At 68.2% G+C, this 25,738-nt stretch carries 24 protein-coding genes and 2 pseudogenes; 9 read left to right on the top strand and 17 right to left on the bottom strand.

What is annotated here, in order from left to right:
- Position 1: 1 nt before the first annotated feature.
- A complete protein-coding gene (locus V2J85_RS19975) occupies positions 2-1,507 on the bottom strand; it encodes an FAD-binding oxidoreductase (RefSeq protein ID WP_261954892.1) in 1,506 nt (501 codons plus the stop codon).
- A gap of 690 nt (positions 1,508-2,197) precedes the next feature.
- On the opposite strand from V2J85_RS19975, the gene V2J85_RS19970 reads away from it, so the two are divergent.
- The 4 genes from V2J85_RS19970 to V2J85_RS19955 all read left to right on the top strand — a co-directional run bounded on the left by V2J85_RS19970 (position 2,198) and on the right by V2J85_RS19955 (position 7,437).
- Positions 2,198-3,010, top strand: a complete 813-nt coding sequence (locus tag V2J85_RS19970; RefSeq protein ID WP_261954893.1) for a sensor histidine kinase — start codon at positions 2,198-2,200, stop codon at positions 3,008-3,010.
- Positions 3,003-3,809, top strand: coding sequence for a response regulator transcription factor (locus V2J85_RS19965; RefSeq protein WP_261954894.1), 807 nt, complete (start codon positions 3,003-3,005; stop codon positions 3,807-3,809). Before V2J85_RS19970 ends, V2J85_RS19965 begins: the two co-directional genes overlap by 8 nt.
- A gap of 231 nt (positions 3,810-4,040) precedes the next feature.
- The gene (locus tag V2J85_RS19960; RefSeq protein WP_330822363.1) at positions 4,041-6,029 is read left to right on the top strand and encodes an AfsR/SARP family transcriptional regulator; all 1,989 of its coding nucleotides are present in this window, start codon (positions 4,041-4,043) and stop codon (positions 6,027-6,029) included.
- A gap of 103 nt (positions 6,030-6,132) precedes the next feature.
- On the top strand, positions 6,133-7,437 hold the full coding sequence (locus V2J85_RS19955; protein ID WP_330822361.1) for an activator-dependent family glycosyltransferase: 1,305 nt from the start codon (positions 6,133-6,135) through the stop codon (positions 7,435-7,437).
- A 7-nt stretch (positions 7,438-7,444) separates the two neighbouring features.
- On the opposite strand, the gene V2J85_RS19950 is transcribed toward V2J85_RS19955, so the two are convergent.
- The 6 genes from V2J85_RS19950 to V2J85_RS19925 form a co-directional block, all read right to left on the bottom strand.
- Entirely contained in the window at positions 7,445-8,296 is an 852-nt protein-coding gene (locus V2J85_RS19950; protein WP_261954896.1) for an ABC transporter permease, read from the bottom strand.
- Entirely contained in the window at positions 8,293-9,201 is a 909-nt protein-coding gene (locus V2J85_RS19945) for an ABC transporter ATP-binding protein (RefSeq protein ID WP_261954897.1), read from the bottom strand. Before V2J85_RS19945 ends, V2J85_RS19950 begins: the two co-directional genes overlap by 4 nt.
- Positions 9,202-9,609: 408 nt before the next feature.
- Complete coding sequence (locus tag V2J85_RS19940) at positions 9,610-10,146, bottom strand: O-acetyl-ADP-ribose deacetylase (RefSeq protein ID WP_330822358.1); 537 nt, start codon at positions 10,144-10,146, stop codon at positions 9,610-9,612.
- 31 nt (positions 10,147-10,177) lie between these two features.
- The gene (locus V2J85_RS19935; RefSeq protein ID WP_261954899.1) at positions 10,178-11,599 is read right to left on the bottom strand and encodes a phytoene desaturase family protein; all 1,422 of its coding nucleotides are present in this window, start codon (positions 11,597-11,599) and stop codon (positions 10,178-10,180) included.
- Between the two features lie 40 nt (positions 11,600-11,639).
- Positions 11,640-12,473: an inositol monophosphatase family protein gene (locus V2J85_RS19930; RefSeq protein WP_410011352.1), complete on the bottom strand. Its 834-nt coding sequence runs from the start codon at positions 12,471-12,473 to the stop codon at positions 11,640-11,642.
- Positions 12,474-12,699: 226 nt separating this feature from the next.
- Positions 12,700-14,559: a gamma-glutamyltransferase family protein gene (locus V2J85_RS19925; RefSeq protein ID WP_330822356.1), complete on the bottom strand. Its 1,860-nt coding sequence runs from the start codon at positions 14,557-14,559 to the stop codon at positions 12,700-12,702.
- 188 nt (positions 14,560-14,747) lie between these two features.
- On the opposite strand from V2J85_RS19925, the gene V2J85_RS19920 reads away from it, so the two are divergent.
- Both V2J85_RS19920 and V2J85_RS19915 read left to right on the top strand, forming a co-directional pair.
- A complete protein-coding gene (locus V2J85_RS19920; RefSeq protein ID WP_330822355.1) occupies positions 14,748-15,515 on the top strand; it encodes an SIR2 family NAD-dependent protein deacylase in 768 nt (255 codons plus the stop codon).
- Between the two features lie 36 nt (positions 15,516-15,551).
- A complete protein-coding gene (locus V2J85_RS19915; protein ID WP_330822354.1) occupies positions 15,552-16,619 on the top strand; it encodes a lipoate-protein ligase LplAB in 1,068 nt (355 codons plus the stop codon).
- 9 nt (positions 16,620-16,628) lie between these two features.
- Here the strand turns inward: V2J85_RS19915 and V2J85_RS19910 are convergent, their stop codons facing one another.
- Positions 16,629-17,636 (bottom strand): TIGR03842 family LLM class F420-dependent oxidoreductase, encoded by a 1,008-nt coding sequence (locus V2J85_RS19910; RefSeq protein WP_261954904.1) that lies wholly within the window; start codon positions 17,634-17,636, stop codon positions 16,629-16,631.
- An 11-nt stretch (positions 17,637-17,647) separates the two neighbouring features.
- Positions 17,648-18,073: pseudogene (locus tag V2J85_RS19905) on the bottom strand (amidohydrolase family protein); the annotation flags it as partial.
- Between V2J85_RS19905 and V2J85_RS19900 the strand changes: the two are divergent.
- Both V2J85_RS19900 and V2J85_RS19895 read left to right on the top strand, forming a co-directional pair.
- Entirely contained in the window at positions 17,984-18,187 is a 204-nt protein-coding gene (locus V2J85_RS19900; RefSeq protein WP_330822383.1) for a hypothetical protein, read from the top strand. The pseudogene V2J85_RS19905 and the gene V2J85_RS19900 sit on opposite strands and share 90 nt — an antisense overlap.
- 248 nt (positions 18,188-18,435) lie before the next feature.
- Positions 18,436-19,086, top strand: coding sequence for a hypothetical protein (locus V2J85_RS19895; protein ID WP_330822353.1), 651 nt, complete (start codon positions 18,436-18,438; stop codon positions 19,084-19,086).
- 128 nt (positions 19,087-19,214) lie between these two features.
- On the opposite strand, the gene V2J85_RS19890 is transcribed toward V2J85_RS19895, so the two are convergent.
- Positions 19,215-19,766: an HAD domain-containing protein gene (locus tag V2J85_RS19890; RefSeq protein ID WP_315975490.1), complete on the bottom strand. Its 552-nt coding sequence runs from the start codon at positions 19,764-19,766 to the stop codon at positions 19,215-19,217.
- A gap of 118 nt (positions 19,767-19,884) precedes the next feature.
- Here V2J85_RS19890 and V2J85_RS19885 point away from each other — a divergent pair.
- Positions 19,885-19,986 (top strand): annotated as a pseudogene (locus tag V2J85_RS19885) (IS5/IS1182 family transposase); the annotation flags it as partial.
- A 170-nt stretch (positions 19,987-20,156) separates the two neighbouring features.
- Here the strand turns inward: V2J85_RS19885 and V2J85_RS19880 are convergent.
- The 7 genes from V2J85_RS19880 to V2J85_RS19850 form a co-directional block, all read right to left on the bottom strand.
- Complete coding sequence (locus V2J85_RS19880; RefSeq protein WP_261954907.1) at positions 20,157-20,588, bottom strand: hypothetical protein; 432 nt, start codon at positions 20,586-20,588, stop codon at positions 20,157-20,159.
- Entirely contained in the window at positions 20,572-20,769 is a 198-nt protein-coding gene (locus V2J85_RS19875; protein WP_261954908.1) for a helix-turn-helix transcriptional regulator, read from the bottom strand. Before V2J85_RS19875 ends, V2J85_RS19880 begins: the two co-directional genes overlap by 17 nt.
- A gap of 583 nt (positions 20,770-21,352) precedes the next feature.
- Complete coding sequence (locus tag V2J85_RS19870) at positions 21,353-22,795, bottom strand: serine hydrolase domain-containing protein (protein WP_330822352.1); 1,443 nt, start codon at positions 22,793-22,795, stop codon at positions 21,353-21,355.
- Positions 22,796-22,886: 91 nt separating this feature from the next.
- Positions 22,887-23,861, bottom strand: coding sequence for an HTTM domain-containing protein (locus V2J85_RS19865; protein WP_261954910.1), 975 nt, complete (start codon positions 23,859-23,861; stop codon positions 22,887-22,889).
- Positions 23,862-23,899: 38 nt separating this feature from the next.
- Positions 23,900-24,634: a DUF5819 family protein gene (locus V2J85_RS19860; protein WP_330822351.1), complete on the bottom strand. Its 735-nt coding sequence runs from the start codon at positions 24,632-24,634 to the stop codon at positions 23,900-23,902.
- A gap of 87 nt (positions 24,635-24,721) precedes the next feature.
- Positions 24,722-25,081, bottom strand: coding sequence for a hypothetical protein (locus V2J85_RS19855; RefSeq protein WP_261954912.1), 360 nt, complete (start codon positions 25,079-25,081; stop codon positions 24,722-24,724).
- A 187-nt stretch (positions 25,082-25,268) separates the two neighbouring features.
- On the bottom strand, positions 25,269-25,730 hold the full coding sequence (locus V2J85_RS19850) for an Lrp/AsnC family transcriptional regulator (RefSeq protein WP_330822350.1): 462 nt from the start codon (positions 25,728-25,730) through the stop codon (positions 25,269-25,271).
- Positions 25,731-25,738: the final 8 nt, after the last annotated feature.

The following is a 25,738-nucleotide window of genomic DNA, read 5'->3' as shown; positions in this document are numbered from 1 at the left end:
GTCACCCCGCCCGCTCGACCGACAGTGCGTGACGGAACACGTCCAGCGGGTCCCACCGCTTCTTGGCCCGCTGGAGCCGTCGGTAGTTGTCCCCGTAGTACAGGGCGTGCCACGGCACCCCTGATGTGTTCCACTGCGGGTCCGCCAGGTCCGTGTCGGGGTAGTTGATGTAGGCGCCGCCGTTGCGGTCGTCGGGCACCGGAACTCCGCCGCTGTCGGAGAAGAGGTCCCGGTAGAAACCGCGGATCCAGGCCAACTGGCCGTCCCGGCCGCGCGGATCGCCCCAGCACGTCTCGTACACCGCGCTGAACAGTGCGTCGCGGTGCGGCATCGCGGTCGCTGTGGAAGGCACCGAGTTCATCCTTCCGCCGACCGACGTCAGCGTCACGGCCGTGCCCCAGCGTTCACCGCCGCTCTGGTTGAGGAAGCGCCAGATGACGTCGACCTGCCCGTCCGTCCAGGGCCTGCGGAGGAAGCCGGCCTTCGTCTTGAACTCCACCCTTTGCAGACTCTGGGGCACCGAGAGCGTGTTCCTCAGCCAGCTGACCGTGGACCTCTCGACGCGGGACGGTATGCCGAGGTCCTGGGTCAGTTCCTCGGCGTAGCGGTCGAGCAGACGGGCGGCCCCGGACCGACCGGCGTCCAGGGACGCGTTCACGGTGATCGGCCCGGCTTCACGGTGTCCCAATGTCAGCCCGCTGGCCAGGTCGGCGTAGGGCGAGTCACTGCCCGCGTGGCTTTGGTGCCACTGCCCGTATCTGCGCACGACGGCGCGGAACGCCTCCTGGGACATCTTGTCCCACTCCCAGGTGATGGCGACGTTGTGCAGGGCCCCGGGCGGACGGGGCAGCAGCGCGGCCGGGTCGGTACCGCGGGCGTGGGGGGACCGGAACCAATAGCGGGTGACGATCCCGAAATTGCCTCCGCCGCCGCCCGTGTGCGCCCACCACAGCTCTCTGTTGGGGTCGTCGACGGCGCCGGTGGCCGTCACCCGGTGGGCGCGCCCGGAGGCGTCCACGACGACGACCTCGACGGCGTGCAGATGGTCGACCGCCAGCCCGTACTGCCGCGACAGCGGCCCGTATCCGCCTCCCGTCACATGCCCGCCGACCCCGACGTCGGGGCACGCGCCACCGGGTACGGTCACGCCCCAGCCGAGGAACAACGTCCGGTAGAGCTGCCCGAGGGTGGCGCCCGACTCCACGGCGAAGGCACTCCGCCGCTCGTCGAAGCGCACCTCCGCCATCTCCGACACGTCCAGCAGTACCTGGACGGCCGGGTCGTCGACGAAGTTCTCGTAGCAGTGCCCCCCACTGCGCACCGCGATCCGCCGGCCGGCCCGTACCGCGTCCTGGACCACCCGCTCCGTCTGCTCGGCCGAGCCGACCACATGGATGACGCCGGGATGCCCGACGAACCGGCTGTTTCGACCTCGGCTCGCCAGATCCTGATAGCGGATGTCGCCTTCGACGACTTCGGCACCACCGAACGGAGAGTCGCATTCCACATTGGCGACCGTCGCCGCGTTTACCGGAAATGTCCCGCTACCCAGAAATAACCCGCCCACAGCGGCAGTTCCACCGACAAAGCCGCGCCGCGTCACCCCGTCCTTCATCATGTCCTCCCCCAAACGGCATGCTGTGAACTCATACGCCGGACAGCGTCAACAGCACCCCTCGGCACGGACTCAAATCTCGGTGGAGGGCGGGCCCGGGAAGGCCCTGGGCTCGGCACCCCTGGCAGCAAGCGGTCAGGACGAAAGCTGCCACACGGTACTAGTGACAAGCGCCGTTAACATTTGGCACCATTTAGGGGCCTATTCGCGACATCATTCCCTGATCGACACCCATCGAGATTCCTTCGATCAGCTGGCAGTTCAGCGCCACTCGGCACGGAAAGGTACGTCGAACCGAAACTACGGGGTGCATGGTAAGTGTCATCCGATTTAGCGTCGTTCCTGGAAGATCACGAAGACGGAATCCTGCATGCCTATCGCACAGCATTGAAGGCCACGGGCCATCCGGCGGCCGAGGATGCGGCGAAAGAAAAGCAACTCACCGTACATTCCCGTAGCGTAATTTCCGACGTCATCGGCGAGCTGCGCTTCTCCCCACCGCGGGGCGACTCCCCACCCGGCCGTCCCCACGACTCCGCGCCCGATCCGGGAACGGCGGAGCGCGAGCGGGGGCCCGAGGTCGTGCCCGCGGAAACCCTGATCTTCGACCTGGTGCTGCACAAGCTGGTCCAGCACGTCGCGCCCCACGGTGAACAGACCCACCACCTGGAGCACGCCGTACGCACCCTCTACCGGAGGCTCACCGACGACCTGCGCGCCGAATCCGCCGCCCGGTACGACAAGTTGCTCGCCGAGCTGTACGACGCCCAGACCGCCGAGCGGGCCCGGCTCGCGCGCGAGCTCCACGACCGTGCGGGCTACTGGCTGAGCGTGGCCCACCGCGGGATGGAGGAGCTGTGCTCCCCGGCCCCCGGTGCGCCGGCACCGCTCCCGGCGCGCGCCGCGGACGCGGTGGAAGGGGCGCACTCCGCCGTCCTCGAAGCCATGCACAGCCTGCGTGCCACCACCACGAGCCTTCGGCTGACCGAACCGGTGACCAGCCTGGAGACGGCGCTGGAGGCCGCATTGGCCGCGCTGTCCACGGAGGTCACCGTGCGGCTGCAGATGACCGGGGACGAAGCCTGGGCACCGCCCGACGTCAAGGACGAGATCTTCCTCATCGTGCGCGAGGCGGTCCGCAACGCCGTGGTGCACGGAAGCCCCGGGCTCGTCGTGGTCGGCGTACAGATCGCGCCGCACGAGCTGCGGGCCCACGTCGACGACGACGGCCGTGGTTTCGCGCACCAGGTCCGGCACAGCACCGACGGGGTCGGACTGGCGACCATGCAGGAACGGGCCGAAGCCCTCAACGGGCGGTGCACGGTGACCTCCGCGGTCGGCCGGGGGACCCGGGTGGAGATCTGCATCCCCCTCCAGGAGCAGACCGATGCATAACGGCAACGAACCGATATCCGTCCTGCTCGCGGACGATCACGCACTGCTGCGCGAGGGCGTCCGGGAGATGCTGGAGGCCCAGGACGACGTGACCGTCGTCGGGGAGGCCAGCGACAGCTGGAGCGCCGTGGAACTCGCCACCGAACTGCGCCCGCGCATCATGCTGCTGGACATCGAGATGCCGGGAGAGGACGCCGCCAGCACGATCACGCGGGTCCGGAAGCTGTCGCCGGGAACCGCCGTCATCATCCTGAGCATGTTCGAAGGACCGCAGCTGCTGCGCAGTCTGATGGCGACCGGCATCCGCGGCTACCTCCTCAAGAGCTCCACCCGGCAGGAGCTGGTCTCCGCCATCCGCAGCATCGCCGGCGACGACAAACGCGTGGTGCTCTCCGTCTCGCACGAGACCCTCGCGCTCGTGCAACGCCCCGGAGACATCGCGCTGTCCCCACGAGAGCGGGAAATCCTGCAGCTCACCGCGGAAGCCCTGAGCAACCGGCAGATAGCGGCCCGACTGCGACTGTCCGAGGCCACGGTGAAACGGAACCTGCGAAGCATCTTCACCAAGCTCGGTGCCGCCTCCCGTATCGACGCGGTCAACAAGGCCGTCAGCGCGTCCCTCATCGCCGTGAACGGCTCGGGTACGGCCGCGGACCCGCCGACGGCCGGCCCGGGATCCCCCGGCGCCTCTCTCCGGGACGGGCATCAGGGGAGTCACGAGGGGCTCCAGCAGTCCTCCAGCAATGGCGCCCGGCGGGCCCTCCGCTGCGCGGGGACGTCCCCTCCGGACGGCGGCTGACACCGGCGCAGCTCCCCTCGGGCCGCCGCCCGGCCAGGTGACCGGGCGGCGGACGGGCACAGCGCGACGGCCCGGACCGGATCCCACCGGATCACCGGGCCATCCCTTTCGATCGGCCTCGTGATCCTTCCGGATCCCGGCACCGGACTTTGGGCTTGGTGGTCTTGGCCGGGCCGGAATCAGCGAGTTAGTTTCAGCTCCGACTACAGCGATCGTTGAGCGGGGGAACACATGGATTTACGCGTCCTCGGCCCGGTGGAAATGATTCACGACGGACGCAATATTGTGCCGACGGCTCCCAAGCCTCGGCAGGTCATATCTCTTCTGCTGCTCCGCAGAAACACGGTGGTCCGCACCGAGGAGCTCATCGACGAACTGTGGGAGGGCGACGGCGGCCCACCCACCAGCGCCATGACCACGCTGCAGACCTACGTTTACAAGCTCCGCAAAATTCTGGTGGCGCACGAGGCGGGAAACGTACTGCGCACGAGACCTGGTGGATACCTGCTCGCAGTGCCGAACTCCGCACTCGACCTGTGCCGATTCGAGCAGGCGGCCTGCGAGGGGCAAGCGCTGCTGGAATCCGACCATCCGGCCCAAGCGTCCGAAAAGCTTGCGGGCGCGCTGGCGCTCTGGCGCGGCCAGGCACTGGCCGATGTGGTGCAGGGCGCGCTGTTGTCGTCGTACGCCACGCGGCTCGAGGAACTCCGCTCCCGTGCCCTGGAATTGCGCATCGAAGCGGACCTCCGGCTCGGCCAGCATCGGGAACTCATCAGCGAGTTGAAGGCGCTGGTGCTCACCAAACCGCTGCACGAACATCTGCACGCCTCGCTGATGATCGCGCTGCATCGCTCCGGCCGGCGGCACGAGGCCCTCGAAACGTACCGCACGCTGCGGCGCAACATGATCGACGAACTCGGCCTGGAGCCGGGTGCCGAACTCCAGGAAGTCCACCAGGCGTTGCTGTCCGACTCCGCCCTCCACCGCACCCCGGGACCCTCGGCGTTCGACCCCGTCGACCGGGAGCGCACGACCCTGCCACCGGTACCCGCTCCCGCCGCGTCCGACGAACCCTTGCCGCAGGCTCCCTCCCCGGTGCCCCTCGTGGCTCCTGAACACATCCCGTCCCAAATCCCCGCCGACACACCGGACTTCTGCGGCCGGCAGGGTGCGATCGAGGAATTGACCAGCCGGCTGGCCCCGCCGGAAACCGGTACGCAGCGCACCGCCACACCCATCGTGACGATCAGCGGATTGCCCGGGGTGGGAAAGACCGCGCTCGCCGTCCACCTCGCGCACCGTATCCGCGCACGATTCGACGGTGGTCAGCTCTACGCCCGGCTGGAGGGCTCCAGCACCGCCCCGCGCGACCCCGCCGACGTGCTCGACGGCTTTCTGCGCGCCCTGGGCATTGCGCCACGGCGGATCCCCGAGGGCCTGGAGGAACGCGGGGCGGCCCTTCGCTCCGCCACTGCGGGGCGGCGCGTGCTGCTGGTCCTGGACGACGTCGCGTCCTGGGCCGATGCGCGGGCACTGCTGCCCGGCGACGCCGGGTGTGCCGTCATCATCACCGGTCGGCGCAGGTTCCACGGACCGGCCGGATCCGCCGGTGTGGATCTCGACCCCATGGGACGGGCGGACAGCGTACGGCTGCTGACCCGGCTGGTGGGACCCGATCGCGCCCAACGCGAACAGCAGGCGATCGACCGGCTGGCCGCGCTGAGCGACGGTCTGCCGCTCGCCCTGCGCTGTCTCGGCGGACGGCTCGCCACCCTCCCGGAGCTCTCCGTCGCAGAGCTGGTGGACCAGCTGGCCGACGCCGAAGCACCACTGGAGCTGATGCGCATCGGCGACCTCGATGTGCGATCGGGCTTCGACACCGGCTACGCAGGTCTCAACCGGTTGCAGCAAGGGGTCTTCCGCCTGCTTGCCATGCTGCCTGCCGAGGGCTTCACCACGGAGGCGGCGAGTGAACTGCTCGGCTGGGAGCCGTCCGACGTGGCCCGGGTGCTCGACCGGCTCGCGGACGAACACCTGGTCAAGGCCGTGCGCCAAGCCGACGGCCACCTGGGCTACGCCTTCCCTCCGCTGGTGCTCGGTTACGCACGGGAGCGGCTGATGTCCGCACTGGCAGGTGGACAGCGGGCCCCGTGGACGGGGGACGGCCCGACCGCCGGTGAGCACCACCCCTGGAGCGGGAACCAGTTGACGATGGCCTGAGGAACGCCGTCCGCGACCGGAGCCGACCCTCGCCCGGGCGCGGCCCAGGGCGACATCCTCGGCACGGACGGCCGCCACGGAATCGCGGCTCGGAGGAGATCTGATGAGAGTGCTGTTCACCTCACCGCCGGCCAAGGCGCACCTCTACGCGCAGGTGCCGCTGGCCTGGGCACTGCGCACGGCCGGTCATGAGGTGGTGATGGCCAATCGGCCCAACATGGCGGCGGAGATCACCCGGACCGGGCTCACGGCAGTACCCGTAGGGCCGGCCTTCGACCCGAGCGCCTACATCCCCCGGGACGGCGAGGCGGAGAAACCGTCGCGCGCCACCGCTCCCTGGGCGTCGTGGGACCAGGACCTGGAATTCGCCGAACTGCGGCCCGAGCGGCTGACACACGACTACATGCAGGCCGTGCACGCCGCCTGGACCGTCATGTTCCAGGGTGTGTCGCCGCTGCCGCTCATCGATGATCTGGTCGGCTTCGCCCGCTGGTGGCGACCAGACCTGGTCATCTGGGACACCATGGCGTTCGCCGCTCCGGTGGCCGCCCGGGTCTGCGGCGCGGCGCACGCCCGCGCACTGTTCGGGCTCGACCTGATCGCCCACATGCGCTCCACCTACCTCCACGAGCAGGCCAGGCGGCCGCGGCAGCTGCGCGACGATCCCCTGGAGGACTGGCTGGAGCCGATTCTCGCGCAGTACGGCCACTCCTTCGACGAGGAAATGGTCGTGGGGCAGTGGACCATCGATCCGCTGCTCCCGTCGATGCGCCTCCCGGTACGCCACCCCTACATGTCGGTCCGCTACGTCCCGTACAACGGCCAGGCGGTCGTTCCGGACCTGCTGCGGAAGCCACCGGCCGGGCGCCGCGTGTGCCTGACGCTCGGGCTGACGGCACGGGAGGTGCTCAACGCCGACCGGGTCCCGGTCGACACCGTGCTCCAGGCGGTGGCCGGGCTCGACGCGGAGGTGATCGCGACCCTCAACGCCGATCAGCTGGCAACGATCTCCCGGGTGCCGGACAACGTACGCACGATCGACTTCGTGCCCATGAACGAACTCCTGCCGAGCTGTTCCGCCGTCATCCACCAAGGTGGCTTCGGCACCCTGCAGACCGCCGTGGCGCACGGCGTGCCCCAGGTCATCCTCCCGCCCCGGGCCGGCGACTGGGACAGCATGGTGTGGGCGCGCAAGGTCGAGGAGTCGGGAGCCGGCGTGTGTGTGCCGAGCACGGAGCGGGTCACTGCCCAGGAGCTGCGCGGCACACTGGACGCCGTACTGGAGCAGCCGTCGTTCCGGCGGGCGGCAGCCGGCCTACGGGCCGAGATGCTGGGTACGCCCTCTCCGCTCGATATCGTCCCCCTGATCGAGGAGAGGGTGGCCGCCCACCGGACCGATGCCCGGTGATCCCGCCTCAGGCCACCACGCGGCGGGTGAACGACCGCATCCCGAACCACCCCACCACCAGGGTCCCCACCACAAGCACGGTGACCGTGAGAGCGGCCGGCATGTGGGCGATCTGCGGGGTCAGTGCCGCGCGCAGGCCTTCGCTGAGATAGACCATCGGGTTGACCAGGACGAGGATCTGCAGCCACGCGATGCTGCTCATGGCACTCCATGAGTAATAGACGCAGCCCAGCATGGTCATGGGCAGCAGCACCACGGTGAAGAGCATCTGGACCTTCTCCGGGGAGATGAGCGTACCCATCAGCAGGCCGGTGGCGGCGGCCAGCAGGGATCCGGCCACCAACACGACAAGGAACAAGGGCCAGTTGGCGATCTCGATATCGGGCGCCTGCCCCTCCGCGTGGATGAACACCACGGCGGGCAGGACCAGCAACCCGCCCAACAGCCCCTGGAGCCCCGCTGCCAGCGTCTTCTGGATCCCCAGCAGCGGAATCGACAGGGGCGCGAGCGCCCGTTCAGTGATCGAGCGCTGCCAGGACAGCTCCATCATCAGGGGCATGACGGCCGCCATCATGGCCTGCATCACCACCGATGACCCGATCAGGCCGGGGACCAACACGGTGGAGTAGGTCGGGCCGTTTCCCCGCCCGGAGAACATCCCGCCGTCGGCGCTCCCCAATTTCGGCAGCACATAGGCGAACACGAAGACGAAGAACAGCGGCTGGCTCAGCACCCGGACGAAGGTGGAAGCAAAGTTCCGCCGCATCACCCGCAGTTCGCGAGCCATCATCGCGAGAAAGGTACGAGCGGTCGTGGGGCGAACGGCCAACTGATCGGTCAGGAGGGAAGAGGTGGTCATTCGCGGAACTCCCGTCCGGTGAGGCTGAGGAAGGCGGTCTCCAGACTGGGCTGGGTCCGGGTGATGTCGGTGATGCCCACCGAGGCGTCGTTGCCGATGGCGACGAGCTCTCCCATCAGCCCATCCGCGGACCGGGTGAACACCCGCGCCTGATTGCCGGTGGTCTCCACCCCTTGAACCCCTGGCCGGTCCTTGAGCCCGTGGACGCCCTCCGGTGCCGGCCCGTCGTAGGTCACCGTGACCACGGTGTCCGCCCCCGACGTCTCCTTCAGCCCGGCCACGGTGCCGCTGGCGAGGACCGCACCGTGGTCGATGATCGCCACCTGCTCACAGAGCTCTTCGGCCTCCTCCATGTAGTGCGTGGTGAGCAGGATCGTCTGCCCACCGGCCTGGAGCTCGCGCAGAACCTTCCACAGGTTGACGCGGGTGTGCGGGTCAAGGCCGGCGGTCGGCTCGTCCAGGAAGAGGACCTCGGGACGGTGTACCAGGGCCCGGCAGATCATGAGGCGCTTGGCCTGGCCGCCCGAGAGTTCGAAGGGATTGGCCTTGCGCCGGTCGGCCAGGTCGAACAGCTCCAGCAGGCTCTCGGCCCGGCGCCGCGCGTCCCGCTTCCCGAGTCCGAAGTACCGGCCGCGGAATTCCAGGTTCTCGATCGCCGTGAGGTCGCTGTCCAGCGAATTGTGCTGCGACACCATACCGATGAGTCGTTTGACGGCGACCGGCTGCCGGACGACGTCGTACCCGCAGACGGTGGCCGCTCCCGCCGTGGGAATGACCAAGGTGGTGAGCATGCCGATCGTCGTCGATTTACCCGCCCCGTTGGGCCCTAATAAACCGAAGAACTCGCCACGTGGCACGGTCAGATCGACACCGCGTACGGCGGACACCTCACCCCCCTTGCTCACATAGGTCTTTCGTAGGTTCGCCGTCCGGACAGCGAACTCAGATTCCGAAGGCACAACTTCCCCTTTCTCGACAACCGAACTCGTCGGACGCACTCAGGCGGAACAGGGGGAGGACAACTCGACGGCCGCCTCCCGGCCCCTGGAACGGCAGCGGGCGCCGCGCCCGACGGCCGTACGACGCATCCCGCCCGACGTCCAGCGTAGGACCGGGCTCGGACGGGCATCCGCAAAGGACCGGAGCCACGCCACTTTCCGCCCGAAGCCGGGGAAATGACGTCCTGTTTGTGACCTGAAAGGTTGGCGTCCCTTCCTATCCCGGGCAGGACGCAGGTGCCTGGATGCCACTCGTGGACGGCACGAGAACCGGTGGAACCGCGCACGAGGGCGGACCACGCCACGGTGCCGAGGTCACTCCATCCGGGCAGCGAACGCCGCGTAGGCACGCTCGTCGAAGAGCACGAACCGGACCTCTTCGACGGCCGTGTCCGCGGCCCGCACCGTTTCCACCGCGATCCGGGCGGCGTCCTCGATCGGCCATCCGTAGACGCCGGTGGAGATGGCCGGGAAGGCGACCGTGCGGGCGCCCAGTTCGTCGGCCACCCGGAGCGATTCACGGTGGCAGGAGGCCAGCAGGTCGCTGCGGTCCTCGGACGCGGAGTGGACCGGGCCGACGGTGTGGATGACCCAGCGGGCGGGCAGTCGGCCGGCGGTGGTGGCGACGGCCTGGCCGGTGGGCAGGCCGCGGCCGTAGTGGGAGGCGCGCAGGGCGCGGCACTCGGCCAGGATGTCCGGGCCGCCGCGCCGGTGGATGGCGCCGTCCACTCCCCCGCCGCCGAGCAGCGAGGAGTTGGCGGCGTTCACCACGGCGTCGACGGCCTGTTCGGTGATGTCGCCCTGGACGAGGGTGAGGCGGGGAGCGCGGGCTGCGGCGCGGTCGGAGCTCATGGGGCGAGCGTACGGCGCGGAGCCGCCCGGGTCAGCGACGGTTCGCGCGGAGGCGGCGCCAGACCGCCTTGGCGGCGTAGTGGCCCGACATGCCGTGGACGCCGGGGCCGGGCGGGGTGGCCTGGGAGCAGAGGAAGACCGCGGGGTGGGCGGTCTCGTAAGGGATGCGGGCGAGCTTGGGGCGGATGAGCAGGCGCAGGCCGGCCGCGGAGCCGGTGGCCGTGTCGCCGCCGACGTAATTGGCGTTGCGGGCGGCGATCTCCGGCGGACCGGCGACCGCCCGGGCCAGCACGAGGTCGCGGAAGCCGGGGGCGAAACGTTCGATCTGCCGCTCGACGAGCTCCGTGGCGTCGCCCTCCCAGCCGTTGGGGACGTGGCCGTACGCCCAGAAGACGTGCTTGCCCTCGGGGGCGCGGGTGTCGTCGATCAAGCTGGGCTGAGCGGTGATCAGGAACGGGACGGACGGGTCCTGGCCGTGGACGGCGGCGCTGAGCGCGGCGCCGATCTCGGCGCTGGTGGGGCCGATGTGGACGGTGCCGGCCCGGCGGGCGGCCGGGGCCGTCCACGGCACCGGCTCCGCCATGGCGTAATCGATCTTGAAGACGCTGGGGCCGTACGTGACGTCGCGGTAGGCGTTGCCCAAGCCGGCGATCCGGGCCAGCGCGGTCGGCGAGGTGTCGAAGACGTACGCGCGGGCCGGCGGCAGGTCGTCCAGCCGCTTGACCTCGAAGTCGGTGTGCACCACCCCGCCGTGCGCCCGCAGCAGCCCGGCCAGCGCGTCGGAGATGGCCTGCGAGCCGCCGCGCGCGACCGGCCAGCCGTTGGCGTGCGCGGCGAGCGCGAACATCAGGGCGATGCCGGAGGTCCCCAGCCCGCCGAGCGGCGAGATGGCGTGCGCCGCGAGGCCGGCCATCAGGGCGCGGGCCTTCTCGCCCTGGAAGCGGCGGTTGAGGAGGGTGACCGGCTGCGCGGCGACCAGGCCGAAGCGGGCGTAGGTCAGCGGGTCGGAGGGGACCCCGAGCCACTGCGTCCGCAGGAAGTCCTGGGCCATGGCGTCCCACCGGCCGATGAACGGCGCCACCAGCCGGCGGTACGCGCCGGCGTCGCGCGGGCCGAACGACATCGCGGTCTCGCCGACGGAGTGCGCGAGCACCGCGGCCGTACCGTCCGGGAACGGGTGCGCCATCGGCAGCTCGGGGTGCACCCATTCCAGGCCGTAGCGGTCCAGCGGCATCTTCGTGAAGGCCGGCGAGCCGGCACCGGTCGGGTGCACCGCCGAGCAGGGGTCGTGGCGGAAACCGGGGAGCGTCAGCTCCTCCGTACGGGCGCCGCCGCCGATGGTGTCGCGGGCCTCGAAGACCTCGACGGACATTCCCCGCCGGGCCAGTTCGACGGCCGCCGTCAGGCCGTTGGGTCCTGCCCCGATCACCACGGCATCGAGCATCCTCGGCACCTGCGCCACTCCCCTCACGTCCGACCCTCGTCGGTGAGGATCAGTTGGCGGCTGCCAGCAGTCCGAGGATACGCCGCGCGGTTTCGGCGTCACGGGCCGCGGTGAAGGGCAGCGCATTGCCGCCGGTTATCCGGAACGGCTGGCCGGTGACCGTACCGCTGGCGCCGCCCGCCTCGTGGACCAGCAGCAGCCCGGCGGCGTGGTCCCAGGCGTTCTCCCAGCTGAAGGCCGTGGCGTCGAGGTCCCCGCGGGCTATGTGCAGATACTCCAGGCCGGCCGAACCGCAGGGCCGGGGGGCGATCCCGCCGGTGTCGAGGGCGGCCAGCACCCGCTTCTGGTCGTTGTCGGTGAAGTCGTAGTGGGACGTCGCCACGTCCAGGATCGCGTCCGGGGCGGGGCTGCCGGTGCGCAGCGGGACGCCGTTCAGCTCGGCGCCGGCGCCGCGGCGGGCGACGGCCATCAGACCGAGCGCGGGGGCGTACGTCCAGGAGGCGAGCACCTCTCCGCGGTGGGCGAGCGCGACGAGGGTGGCGAAGCCGGGGTCGCCGTGGACGAACTGGCGGGTGCCGTCGACCGGGTCGACGATCCAGACGGGGGCGTCGCCGTGCAGGGCGTCGAGCACGCCCGGGTCGGCGTGCACCGCCTCCTCGCCGACCACCCGGGAGCCGGGCAGCAAGGCGGTCAGGGCGGCGGTCAGGTGCTCCTCGGCGCGGCGGTCGGCGATGGTGACGAGGTCGTGCGGGCCGTTCTTCTCGACGATGTCCTCGGCGGCGAGCTGCCGGAAGCGGGGCATGATCTCGTCGGCCGCGGCACGGCGGACGGCGGCGTCGACGGCGGCCAGGTCCAGCCCGGACAGGTCCGGCGAGAGGGTCATGGGGCCGCCCGCCGGATCGGCGACACCGGCGGCGCCGGCATCGGTGACATCGACATCGGTGACATCGGTGACGTTCGCGACGGCAGCGGCATCGGTGATGTTCGTGGTGTCTCCCGGTTCTTGGGTACGAAGTGCTTCGATCATGTGTCCATCGAACCACGAGCCACTGACACAGCAGCCGGCCGCAAGATGAACTCCGGGTGCCGCGGGGTGTACGACCAGGTGCTCAGCGCCCGACCGCGTACCCCTGCATCCCGCGCGGGTTCGCCGCCGCGGACAGCACCCCGGTCTCCGGGTCCCGCGCCACCGCGCACAGCCGCCCCTCGGACCAGGCGTCGCCGACCGTGACCAGATGCCCGCGCCGCCGCAGCGCCTCGACGGTCGCCGTGCCGATCCGGGATTCCACGGTCACGCTCCCCGGCCGCATCCCGCGCGGGAAGAAGGACCCCGGGAAGGAGTCGTTGTGCCAGTTCGGGGCGTCGATGGCGCCCTGCAGGTCGAGGCCGCCGCGGACCTCAGGGCGCAGCGCCACCGCCAGGAAGAAATGCAGCTGCCACTGGTCCTGCTGATCGCCGCCCGGTGTGCCGAAGGCCATCACCGGCACGCCGTCGCGCAGCGCCAGGGAGGGGGTGAGGGTGGTGCGGGGGCGGCGCCCCGGGGTGAGCGAGTTCGGCAGGCCCTCCTCCAGCCAGGCCATCTGCAACCGGGTGCCGAGCGGGAAGCCGAGGGCCGGGACGACGGGGTTGGACTGCAGCCAGCCGCCCGAAGGGGTGGCGGAGACGAGGTTGCCCCAGCGGTCGGCGACGTCGAGATGGCAGGTGTCGCCCCGGGTGGCGCCCCTGCGGTCCACCTCGGGCGCGACGTCCGCGGGCGCCCGGCCTCCTACGGTCGGCTCGCCCGCTCCCCTCACGGAGAGGCCGCTCACGGCCCCGGGAACCGCCGGCCCGCCGTACCCGTCCTCGCCGGCCGCCACCGCCGTCGCGTGCTTGCTGAGCCGCGGCGCACGGCCGTCCGGGCTGCCGGGCCGCAGCTCGTACGAGGCGTGCTCGCCGATGAGGGCCCGGCGGGCGGCGTTGTACCCGTCGCCGAGCAGGGTGCCGAGCGGCACCTCGTCCGCGTCGCCGTACCAGGCTTCCCGGTCCGCCATCGCCAGCTTGCAGCCCTCGATGAGCAGGTGGACGTACTCGGGGCTGCCGTACGCGGGCAACTCGTCCGGAAGCAGGGCGAGTTGCTGCAGGAAGGCGGGCCCCTGCGACCAGCCGCCCGCCTTGGCCACGGTCCAGCCGTTCCAGTCGTGGGTGACCGGCGCCTCGTACGTGGCGGAGAAGGCGGCCAGGTCGTCGCCGGTGAGGGTACCGGCGTGCCGTTCGCCGCTGGTGTCCATGGCCGGGCGGGCCGCGAAATCGGCCAGGGCCGCGCCGATGAAGCCCTCGCGCCAGATACGGCGGGCCGCCTCGATCTGCGCCTCGCGCCCGGCCGAGGCGGCCTCGGCCTCCGCGATGAGCCGCCGCCAGGTGGCGGCCAGCGGCCGGTTCCTGAGCAGACCGCCCGGGGCGGGCGCCTTACCACCGGGCAGGTAGATCTCGGCGGACGACGTCCACTCCGTCTCGAAGAGTTCCCGGACGGTTTCGACGGTGTGGCCGATCCGCTCGACGGCGGGGTGCCCGTGCTCGGCGTAGCCGAGGGCGTACCGCAGGACCTCGGCGAGCGATTTCGTGCCGTGGTCGCGGAGCAGCAGCATCCAGGCGTCGAAGGCCCCGGGGACGGCGGCGGCGAGCGGCCCGGTGCCCGGTACGAGCGCCAGCCCCAGCGAGGTGTAGTGCGCCACGCTCGCCCCGGCCGGTGCCGGTCCCTGCCCGCACAGCACGCGCACCGGCCCGCCGGCGGGCGCCAGCAGAATCGGCACCTCGCCCGCCGGCCCGTTCAGATGCGGCTCGACGACCTGCAGCACGAACCCGGCCGCCACCGCCGCGTCGAAGGCGTTGCCGCCGTCCTCCAGCACCGCCATCGCCGACTGCGAGGCCAGCCAGTGCGTGCTGGAGACCATTCCGAAGGTGCCCTGAAGGGTGGGCCGGGTGCTGAACACGTCGCCGCGACTCCTCTGCTCTCCCACGTCCCGCGGACCCGCTCCGCCCCTGCCCGGCCGGAGCCCGCCCGCACCCACGCCGCCGATCCGTACCCGCCCCACTCTCTCCCCATGCCGGCGCACGGAACAGCCCCGCCCCACCCTCAATTCCCTCGCCGACGGCCGGCCCCCTGCGTACCCTCGGCCCCATGAGCAGCGGTGGTGCAGGGGGCGAGGGCCGGGGGCGGCGGGTGTTGGTCGGGATCTTGAGCGGGGCGGGGATTTCCACGGATTCGGGGATTCCTGACTACCGGGGGCCGAACGGGCTCTGGCGGCGGAATCCGGAGGCCGAGAAGCTCGTGACGTACGACGCGTACATGGGCGATCCGGAGATCCGGCGGCGGTCGTGGCAGATGCGGCGGGAGAGTCCGGCGTTCCGGGCGAAGCCGAATGTGGCGCACGAGGCGGTGGCCCGGCTCGAACGGTCGGGGACGCCGGTGCGGGTGATCACGCAGAACGTGGACGGGCTGCACCAGCTCGCGGGGGTGCCCGAGCGCAAGGTGCTGGAGCTGCACGGCACGGTGCGGGCGGTGACCTGTACGCGGTGTCATGCGCGGTCCTCGATGGCGGACGCGCTGGCGCGGGTGACGGCGGGCGAGCCCGATCCGGACTGTCTGGTGTGCGGCGGGATCCTGAAGTCGGCGACGGTGATGTTCGGCGAGCGGCTCGATCCGCAGGTGCTGGGAACGGCGCTGGGCGTGGCCAAGGCCGCCGAGGTGTTCATCGCCGTCGGGACCACGCTCCAGGTCCAGCCGGCGGCCTCGCTCGCCGGGGTCGCGGCGGAGCACGGGGCGCGGCTGATCATCGTCAACGCCGAGCCGACGCCCTACGACCCGCTCGCGGACGAGGTCATCCGGGAGCCGATCGGGACGGCGCTACCCAGGTTGCTGGCGGGGCTGGCGGAGCCGGCGGGGTAAAGCAGCGGCGGAGCGAGGGCCGGGAGAGGAGTGGCTGTGCGGGGCGCGCATCACGGTGAGTACAAGGTGCCGGGCGGGAAGCTGGTGGTCGTCGACCTGGAGGTGGCCGACGGCACGCTGCGCCGGGTACGGGTGGCCGGGGACTTCTTCCTGGAGCCGGACGAGGCGCTGGACGCCATCAACGGGGCGTTGGAGGGCGCACCGGCCGACACCGACGCCCGCGGGCTCGCGGCCCGGATCGACGCGGCGCTGCCGGCCGGTGCGGTGCTGGTCGGGTTCAGCAGCGAGGCGGTGGGCATCGCGGTCCGGCGGGCGGTGGCGGACGCCGCCGACTGGACGGATTTCGGCTGGCAGATCATCCATGAGGGTCCGCAGTCGCCCGCGCTGCACATGGCGCTGGACGAGGTGCTGACCGATGAGGTCGCGGCGGGACGGCGGCCGCCGACGCTGCGGGTGTGGGAGTGGGACCGGCCGGCCGTGATCATCGGCAGCTTCCAGTCGCTGCGCAACGAGGTCGACGGAGCGGGCGCCGAGCGGCACGGGGTGACCGTGGTGCGGCGGATCAGCGGGGGCGGCGCGATGTTCGTCGAGCCGGGGAACACCATCACCTACTCGCTGTGTGTGCCGCAGTCGCTGGTGCAGGGGCTGACCTTCGCCGAGAGTTACGCGTATCTGGACGACTGGGTGCTGGCGGCGCTGGGCGACATGGGAGTCAGGGCCTGGTACAAGCCGCTGAACGACATCGCGACGGAGGCCGGGAAGATCGCCGGGGCCGCGCAGAAGCGCGTGGTGGCGGGGGCCGGCGCGGTGCTGCACCACGTGACGATGTCGTACGACATCGACGCGCAGAAGATGACCGAGGTGCTGCGGATCGGCAAGGAGAAGCTCTCCGACAAGGGCATCCGCAGCGCGAAGAAGCGGGTGGACCCCTTGCGGCGGCAGACCGGGCTGTCCCGCGCCGAGGTCATCACCCGGATGATCGCCTCCTTCCGGTCCCGCTACGGCGGGACGGACGGCACGGTCAGCGAGCAGGAGCTGGTCCGGGCGCGGGAGTTGGCGGAGGGGAAGTTCAGCTCGGCACGGTGGCTGGCACGGGTGCCCTGAGGCACGCCGCTACGACTCGGTGAACGCCGGGATGATGTCCGTCCCGTAGGCGTCGAGGGTGGCTTCCTTGGCGTCGTGCATGGCGTAGACGGCGAACTGGTCGACGCCCAGGGCCTTGAGCGCCCGGAGCTTCTCGCGGTGGGCGGCGGGCGGGCCGAGGAGGCAGAAGCGGTCGACGATGGTGTCGGGCACGAAGGCGGTGTCGGGGTTGTCGGCGCGGCCGTGGTGCGCGTAGTCGTAGCCCGTGCGGGCCTTGATGTAGTCGGTCAGTTCGTCGGGGACCATGCCGGAGTGCTCGCCGTAGCGGGCGACGAGGTCGGCGACGTGGTTGCCGACCATGCCGCCGAACCAGCGGCACTGCTCGCGGGCGTGGTCGAGGTCCTCGCCCACGTACGCGGGGGCGGCGACGCAGATCGTCACGGCGGCCGGGTCGCGGCCGGCGTCCACCGCGGCCTGGCGCACCGCCTTGATCATCCACTCGGTGAGGAAGGGGTCGGCGAGCTGGAGGATGAAGCCGTCGGCCAGCCGCCCCGCCATGGCCAGGGCCTTCGGGCCGTACGCGGCCATCCACACCGGGAGGCGGCCGCCCCGGATCCACGGGATGCGGACGCGGTGGCCGCCCCCCAGGTCCGCCTCGCGGCCCTCGGCCAGGTCGCGGATGATGCCGATCGATTCACCCAGCCGGGCCAGCGTGTTGGGCCGCCGGCCCGCCACCCGCATCGCGGAGTCGCCGCGCCCGATGCCACAGACGGTGCGGTTGCCGTACATCTCGTTGAGGGTGGCGAAGGTGGAGGCGGTGACCTCGGGGGCGCGGGTGGAGGGGTTGGTGACCATCGGGCCGACGATCAGTCGGTCGGTGTGTTCCAGGATGCGGCTGTAGAGCACGAACGGTTCCTGCCACAGGACGACCGAGTCGAAGGTCCAGCCGTAGCGGAAGCCGTTGCGCTCGGCGCGCCGCATCAGGGACACGACGGCGGAGGAGGGCGGGTCGGCCTGCAGGACAACTCCGAAGTCCACGGCGGCGCTCCTTAGATGAGGTACTGGCACGTGCCACGCGGGATGTACTGGCCGTGTCCCGCGTGTCCGGTGAACTCCCGGCGGTCAATGACGAGTTCGCCGCGCGAGAGGGCCGTCTCGACCCGTCCGGTGAGCTGCTTGCCCTCGTAGGCCGAGTAGTCGACGTTCATGTGGTGGGTCCGGGCGGAGACCGTCTGCTCGGCCGCGGGGTCGTAGATGACGAGGTCGGCGTCGGCGCCGGGGGCGATGGTGCCCTTCTTCGGGTAGCGGCCGAACATCCCGGCCGGGGTGGCGCAGGCGATCTCGATCCAGCGGCGGCGGCTGATCCGGCCCTCGACGACGCCCTGGTGGAGGAGGTCCATCCGGTTCTCGATGCCCGGCATACCGTTGGGGATCTTGGTGAAGTCGCCGCGGCCGAGTTCCTGCTGGCCCTTGAAGACGTGGACGACGTAGAGCAGGGCGCCGGCGACGCGGGCGAGCTGGATGGTGCGGTGGGTGGCGGTGAAGAGCTTGAAAAACGTGCAGCTGTGCCGCCGCGTGTCGTCTGGTGACCCACTCCTGTGGTGTCGAATCCTTTGGTGTCGGATTCGTTCCCCAGAGGCTCCGGCGGGGTGCACAGGCGCGGGTCGAAGGTGCCCGTGAGGTGGAGATCCGGCAGCTTGTAGAGCGGTGGGACAGGGGTACCTGCACAGTCGCCCCGTGCGCTTACCGCCCTCTCCCATGCCCCCATCTTGAGGTACACCAGGGCACGTTGGTAGATGGCCTGCGGGCGCTGCCCCTGTGTGATGCTCTCCGGTGTGTGATGCTCTCCGGCAGGTCCGCCCACGGCAAGCCGTGTCGAACCTTGTGCAGCGAAGCCGCGAAGGCGAGGCGCGGTGGAACAACTCTCGACTTCTTCGGCTCGGTCTTCCCGCTGCTGAGCCTCAAGGAGCCACTCCATGGTGCCGTCGTGCATCACACGGAGGTGCTGCTCCTTCTCCCTGATCTCGTCCTTCACCTCTGCGATAGCCGCTTGGAGGTCCGCTTCCGTTGCGGTGTCGTCGCCTTCATCGGCAGCCACCACAGCTGCGAGTACGACGAGCTTCTTCTTGCGCATGCGAGGGTTCTCTTCGATCTGGGAATCCAAATCAGCGATGCGCTCACGATACGCCTCGCCCCTGTTCGGGACGTCGCCCAGCCATTCTTCGGCGAGCCCCTTGAGCCCCTTGAGTTTCTCCTGGGCTCCGAGAATCTTCGTGATCTCCGCCCATACCGAGTCTTCGAGCGGTCCGACCAAGACCTCCTGGCAGCTGCACGGGTTCGCGGCGCGGTGACCGGTACAGCGATAGGTGGCTCGATCGCGAGTCTCACGGTACGTGCCCACAGAGTGGTGTCCGCGCAGCCCGTGGACACGGTGGGTCACTGTTGGCCGTCAGGGTCGGAGGCGGTGACGGGAGTGTTGTTGGCGTAGGCGTAGGCGTTGGACTGCTGGGGGTCGTCGGGGTCGAGGAGCGGGTCGACGGAGAGGAAGGTCCCTAAGGGTTGTCCCGTAACGTCATGCAGGACGGTGTCGCAGCCGGTTGTCGACCAGCTGTGGAATCAGCCAAGGTCGGTTGCCCATGCCGTCAGGGCGACAAAGTCTTCCGCGGTTAGGCCACGTCGTGGGTCGACCCGGTGCAGTAGGGCAGGACCGTCGTGGTGGTTCTTCACCCAGGTGCGGTCCGCCTCCGTGATTTCATCGTCCACCCAGGCGAACGCACGGCCTTTCGCCCACGCGACGATCTCAGGTGTCTTCCAGAAAACGCCGTCCCCGGGTTCGGGTCGCGGCGAGGGCCAGGGAATGAAGGGCAGCTCGGGCAAACCCAGGACTGGGGCGACGAAGGCGTTGGCTTCTTCCTCCCACGTCGTCGCCCATACGAGGTCGAAGGGAAGCGCGTCCAGCGCCGGGCCGTGATTCGGGTTGAGCCACACCCGCAGCGGCTTCACGGGCTTGTTCGGCAACCCCCACTCAGTCAGCCGGCGCCGCTCGGCGGTCTCCCAGCGAGGGGGCAGCAGGCGGTGCGTCTGATAGCCCTCGGGACGACGGTGCGGCTTCGCGGCATACGGGTTCAGCGGTCCGTCCACATCCACCAACAGCACTGGGCGCACCAGCTCAGCCCCCTCGGTCCGTATCGCACGGTACCGGCCGGTGACGAGGCCGCCCAGCGAAATTCAGGCAGGTACTGATCTGCGTAAGTCTGCGCTCCGGGGGTGGTGGGACGATCTCGATGTGGCAACAGTGATCACGGCGTCACAGCCGTCCTGGACAGGCCCGTTCACGGGGCTGAGCCCGCGTTGCTTCGGCAAGCTGGTGAACGCCCTGCGCCGTGAGTCGCGCTCGCCGGATAACCGGCTCGAGACGGCCACCCCGACGCCGACGTGTCGACTCCGTTGATCCTTACGGGACAGCCCTTAGACCGCTTTCGGCCACGGTGCAAGCACGAGAGGGGGCGATTACGGCTCAGCCGACATGGGACTGCAGCCGGCCGGGTGGGGAGACCGTCATTCGGCCGGATCGACCGGATGCTTGCCCTTCGCACGGGTGTAGTTCGCTGAGGAGGCGGCGTATGTAATGCCGCCAAGCGCGCTCAACAGCGAGAATTTGCCGCCCAGTTCACCGCGAACCAGCTCATAGAAGGTGCCGCACACAAGCACGAGCATCAGCACGTTCGCGGTTGTCGCCCCCGCCCTCCAGTTGATCAAACGGCGACGTTCGTCCTCGTCGTGCCCGCTGAGCTGTGCGGCGACGTCGCTGCGCTCCGCGGAAAAGGTGACGGCCAGCCCGTACCCGATGATGATCACCGGCAACACGATGGCCAGGGCGACCTCACCCCGCACTGCCATGATGACCGCCATCGCTGCACCCCCGACCAGGGTCACTGCGAGAACGGCCCACCGGTTCGCCGCGCGGCTGATGCTATGCATCGTCAACATGGAAGATCTCCTCAACGGTGAGTCCGAAGTGCCGGGCGATTCGTATGGCCAGCGGTAGCGACGGGTCGTAGCGGTCCTGCTCGATTGCGTTCACTGTCTGCCGGGAAACTCCCAGTGCCACACCCAGTGCTTGCTGGGAGAGGCCTCGGGCGGCGCGCAGGCGGCGAACCTCATTTCGCATGGATGTAAAGTAAGCTTTACATCTCCAACTGTCAAAGGTGACTTGCGTGTTCAGGTAACCGACATGCAACTGGGTGTTGGCCGGTCACTTTCAGGCAGCGGCTCAGGCCGGCCGTATGCCTGTCCTTGACGGGATGAGCGGCGCGTCGAGGCCGCTGGCTGCGCGACCCCGCGTGGCCTGGCCACGGCAGGTGCGGCCACGATGACCGAGTCGGCAACTGAGCCGTGTTGCGCATAGCCCCCAGCGGGACCGGAATGCTTGGACGATCGCCGCACTACCAGCCCCGGGTGCCGGGCGACAGCAACGAGAGCTGCCATTGATGAGCATGGCCAGTGACCTTTAGCAGGCCGATCCCACGGAAGAACTGTGAGGCCGCAGCCAGCCGGTGCACCGCTGCATAGATGCCATGGACTACATCGCCGTCGAAGAGCGGTTGCTGCGCAACCCTCCGCCGATACCTCCTGGCCTCATATTGCTCGACGCACAGCCCGGCGCGGGCCAAGTTCCCTGCGGCCGCCGGGCCGTTGGCCCTGTGCGCACAAGCGCCGCATCGGAGCGACTCAAGGATGCCTTGCACCTTCCCTCAGAGCTCGGCGGCGATGACGAGCAGGAGAAGCGACAGAAGGACGACTCCGTATCGGGCTGCCGACAGAGCCGTTCTGACATCCAGCCGTTGATCGCGGTGTGGTGCGGGACATCGGTGGATGCCAACGAGGGAGCCAACGGACAAAAGTGCGCTACCCAATGCCCACGCCAATGGCGGAACAGAGAGCCAGTCGCCGATGCGCTGCAAGAGGACAAGAAGCATGGCCCCGAAAGCGACACTGAAGCCGAAATATACGTAGTAGATCTTCCTTGAAAATCCACGCCAGGCTACGTAGAAGACTGGGCCTGCTGCCCCCACGCTGCACAGTACCGTCAGCGCTATTTGAAATAGGTCAGGCTCAGGTCCCTCCCTTTCGGGAGTAAGGCCCAGCAAACTTTTCCCGATAGCGTCGACAGGCTGATCCGTATTGGAGAGGATAACTACGCCCCGACGACCAGATCGGTCGAAACCCATATAGGAAGTGAATCCCCCGGTTGAGCCGTCGTGCCAGGTGATTTCTCGGCCCTGAGCATGGGTGGTGTACCAACCCAACCCGATCTTCCCAGCACCCGCGGCATCGAACCGTGGTACAGCCGCTTCGGCACCTGGAGCCGTGCCGTGCAGCTCGGCCAGTACGAGGCGTGCAAGATCTTCACTTGTCGACCAGATATCGCCGGCCGGTGTATAGCCTGATGCCAGCCAGTGTTGCATGACAGGGCCGGTGGCTCTATAACCCGTCGCACTGTTACGTGGCACAGCCGTGTCCGAGTGGACAAATCGAGTACTTCTCATTGTCAACGGCTCAAGCACGTACTGCCGTAGGAGCGCTTCATATTTCTTTCCTGCGACCCGAGCAGCCGTCTGGCCTGCAAGCGCCATACCAAGATTTGAGTACCGAAATCTTCCCGTTCCACTGGACGCAGCATTCCGCCCGGCCGTAAAGACGTCCTCTTCAGTCATCCCACGGTAGGGGTCCTGCCCCATAATTCGCAGCTCCGCGCCACGCATGAACATATGAAGGTTCGACGGCATCAGGTCGAGTCCGGCCCGATGGCTGGCCAGATCCCGGAGCGTGGCCGAGCCCAATGCAGGATCGCCAAAGCGCATGTCGGGCAGGAGCCGCTGCAGGGGCATGTCAAGGCGTAGGGCATTTCGGGAGGCGAGTTCTGCGAGCAGCATCCCCGTCATCGGCTTTCCGAGCGAGCCGGCCTCAAAAACTGTGGTCTTGTCGACATTGGGGTGCTCGGGGTTGCCTGATTCGCCCAGTCCCGCAAAACGAATCCGGTTGCGGTCGATGACGGCTACGGCGAGCCCCCTATATCCGTGGGCGTTGCCCGCCGCCGCGCGTACTTGATTGGCGAGCGTGCGGTCGCCGGTCGTCGCGCTGCTGAGAGTGGGCGGACGCGGTATGAAGAAGATCCAGGAGGCCAGCACGGCCATGACTGCAATGCACAACAGAAGGGGACCGCGACGCTGGTACCGCCATGTGCGTGCCAATGCTATGCCAGCCTGCCTGGAAGCCTTGCCTACCTCAGCCGGCATGAGCCGCTGGTTCAAGGTTGCCACGCTTACCGAATAGCTTTTGCGCCTGGTCGACAAGACGATGATAGTGCTCATCTCCCATGATGAGCAGCTCCAATGCAATCATAGTCGCCGAGAATGTAAGGAGCCCGCTCATGAAAACGGCTATTCCCAGATGCAGGAGAACTCCACAGGTGACAGCGAAGGGTCGCAAGGAGCGCTTCAACAGAAGGAATGCGAAGGCAATCTGGAAAAATACGGTCGCGTATGTCATCGCCACCACCAGGGTGGCGTGCTCGTAGACGAAGTGGTTGACGCCCGGCCACCCGAACTCGCCCACCCGGAGGATGTAATAGAGCGCGGTCCCGTTCTGCCAGCGTTCACCCTGAACCTTGTACATTCCCGAAACAAGGTAGATCGTGCACACCTGAAGAATGACGGCCAGTACGCCAGCGTGGTGCAGAAGCGATCCGATCCGGTACCGCATTGAGCCGGCATCCGGCTTCACTTGCTTCCGCCGGCGCGACCGGGCGTCGAGTGAGAAGCGGGAACCGGAATCAATGAACACGAAGAAGAAAAGCGCGATGGCGGTTGCGTTGTCGCCACCGTCCAGAAGCAGGGGATTCCTTTGCTGAAGGGACCACAGGAAGATGTAGTGCAGCACTGTCATCGCCCTGGTCTTCCATCCCAGCATGAACAGCAGGGCTATCACTGCGCCGGCGTGAAAAACCAGCTGGAACCATGTTTCGGACTTGCTGAGCGAGTACAGGGAGAGCGCGTCGTTGTCCGGTCCGGTGATGTTCTGCCAGGGCCACACTCCTTCCGGGCCCCACAGAAAGCTTCGGTGGAGATAGTCCCGCAGGTAGTAGTAGAGCCCGATGGCCCCCAACATAATTCTGGTGAGAGCTGCTCCAACAAGTGCATGGCGTCTGCCACTGAAGCTCTCAAGCCAGGAGTACGCCAGCGCCTTCATATTGGCCAGCACGGTGTTGCTCCTGGTTCCGATTCGGAGACCTTTTTCCGTCATCGTTCAACCTTTACCGGCTTCATCCACGCCAGGTCGTAGTAAGAAACCTTGCCCTTGGCGTCTCGTGCGTAGCGTTGCGAGAACCTGGGAAATATGTTGGTCACGATCCGCACCTGCACGTATTCGATGTCTGACCCCCACAACTTGCCGGCCTGAGCGGTCGCGAATGACTGGGCGAATCGGATCGCTGCGTCCCGGGAGTCTTTTTCGCCCTGACTGAGGGGAGGATTCTCAACTTCCTTCTTCCCTTTTCGCACCCCTTTACCTGGAGTGTCGGCGACCTGATTCTTCTTTCTCATCTTTTCGAGTTCAGGGTCGCGCCAGGTTTCGAGCAACTGCGGCAATCCGGAGGTGACGCGGAATCCTCTCGAAGGCCAGAGCCGCTCTCCATAGAGTTGCTGCAGGGACGGCGATGTCACATCAGTCCACTTCGTGGTAATTACCGAGCCGTCCGGCTGGCGCTTTTTAGCTCGCACAAGGACGCCATTGTCCCTATCTATAGGGTCGGGTGCAAACAGATGCCAATCCTGTACGAAATACGGCAACATGTAGGAAGTGATTTCCTCGCCATACTTCTCCTTGACCGGGTTGAACGGCATTTCATAAAGTGCCGTCATGCCGAAGTGAAAGGACAATGCCAGGGGGATGACAGCTCCGACTGCCAGCAGAATACGTCTCCTGGTTCTACTCCATTGCGCGAGCGGCGCACTTTCGGGACTCGTATCTTCCACCGTTCAAGGTGCCTTTCGGTCGAGGCTGTGCGGCGGGCCCGGCATACGGGCCCGCCGCACAGGACTAATTAAGGTGATCTTCTACCGTTAGTCGAAAGCGCGAGACATTCCAGACGCGCCGACCTCCGAAGGAGCAGGAATTCCGCCCCGCCGGAACATCTTCTCCTGAGCCTTTACAGGGTGATTCGCCGCATACTTCAGGCCTTCATAGGCGGCATTACCCACGACGCCCTGGGCAATGCCCTTGGCGAAACTGGCCCAGCCACAACGCGGTTCCACACGGCCTTCGCCGCCGACAACCTTCTCCGGCTTGGTGGACGCCTCCTGGAAGGCGACTGCAGTGGTTTCGGACTTGACGGAAGATTCCGCAGATGCGCTGGTCGCCGTAACGGCGGTGGCGCAAACGGCCACAGCGGCTCCCGCGATAACGAGCTTGACTCTGTTCATTTTTGTTCCCCTCTTTGAATGATGCACTTACGGTCAGGGGTTGAGAATTCATCCCCGTGGTCGTAAGCGGCGCTCATGACTTTATAAGAGGGAGCGATCTTGGCAAGTGTTCGAAATCACAAATCAATCGAAGTTCACGGCAAAAGCTCGTTAAAGTGCCGTGCTCATTCGCGATTTTATTTGAGCATTAATCCATCAACGAGTCGGCGCTGATTCTCCGGATAAGCGCTGACTGAATGAGGGATGATTTCGTGCGCTCAACGAAAGGTTCGTCGGCGATGCGCTGTAGCACCTGCTCGAAGTGCCTGGTTCCTGACACGGCGACATGCACCAGGGCGTCGGCATCCCCGGTGACAGTGGACGCAGATACCACTTCGGGATGGTTCGAAATTCCGCGTCGGATCATCTCGGGTGTCGTGTTGCGGTGGCAGTAGAGCTCGATGATCCCCTCGGTCTGCCGGCTGGCCGAGTTTGGATCGGTCCGGATGGTGAAGCCCAGGATCGCGCCTTCCGCGCACAGCTTGTCCACACGGCGCTTGATGGCTGGGGCGGAGCGGCCGACCTCGAGGCCGATGTCCGCATAGGATCGACGAGCATCCCCGGACAACGCCCGCACTATGCACTCGTCAATGTCGTTCTGCTTGCGCATGATTGGTG

The sequence above is a fragment of the Streptomyces bugieae genome (genome assembly GCF_036352915.1).
In the GTDB taxonomy this organism is placed as follows: Bacteria; Actinomycetota; Actinomycetes; order Streptomycetales; family Streptomycetaceae; genus Streptomyces; species Streptomyces endophytica.
Note: the sequence above shows the minus strand (reverse complement) of the source record. Positions and strands in the feature narration are given on the sequence as shown.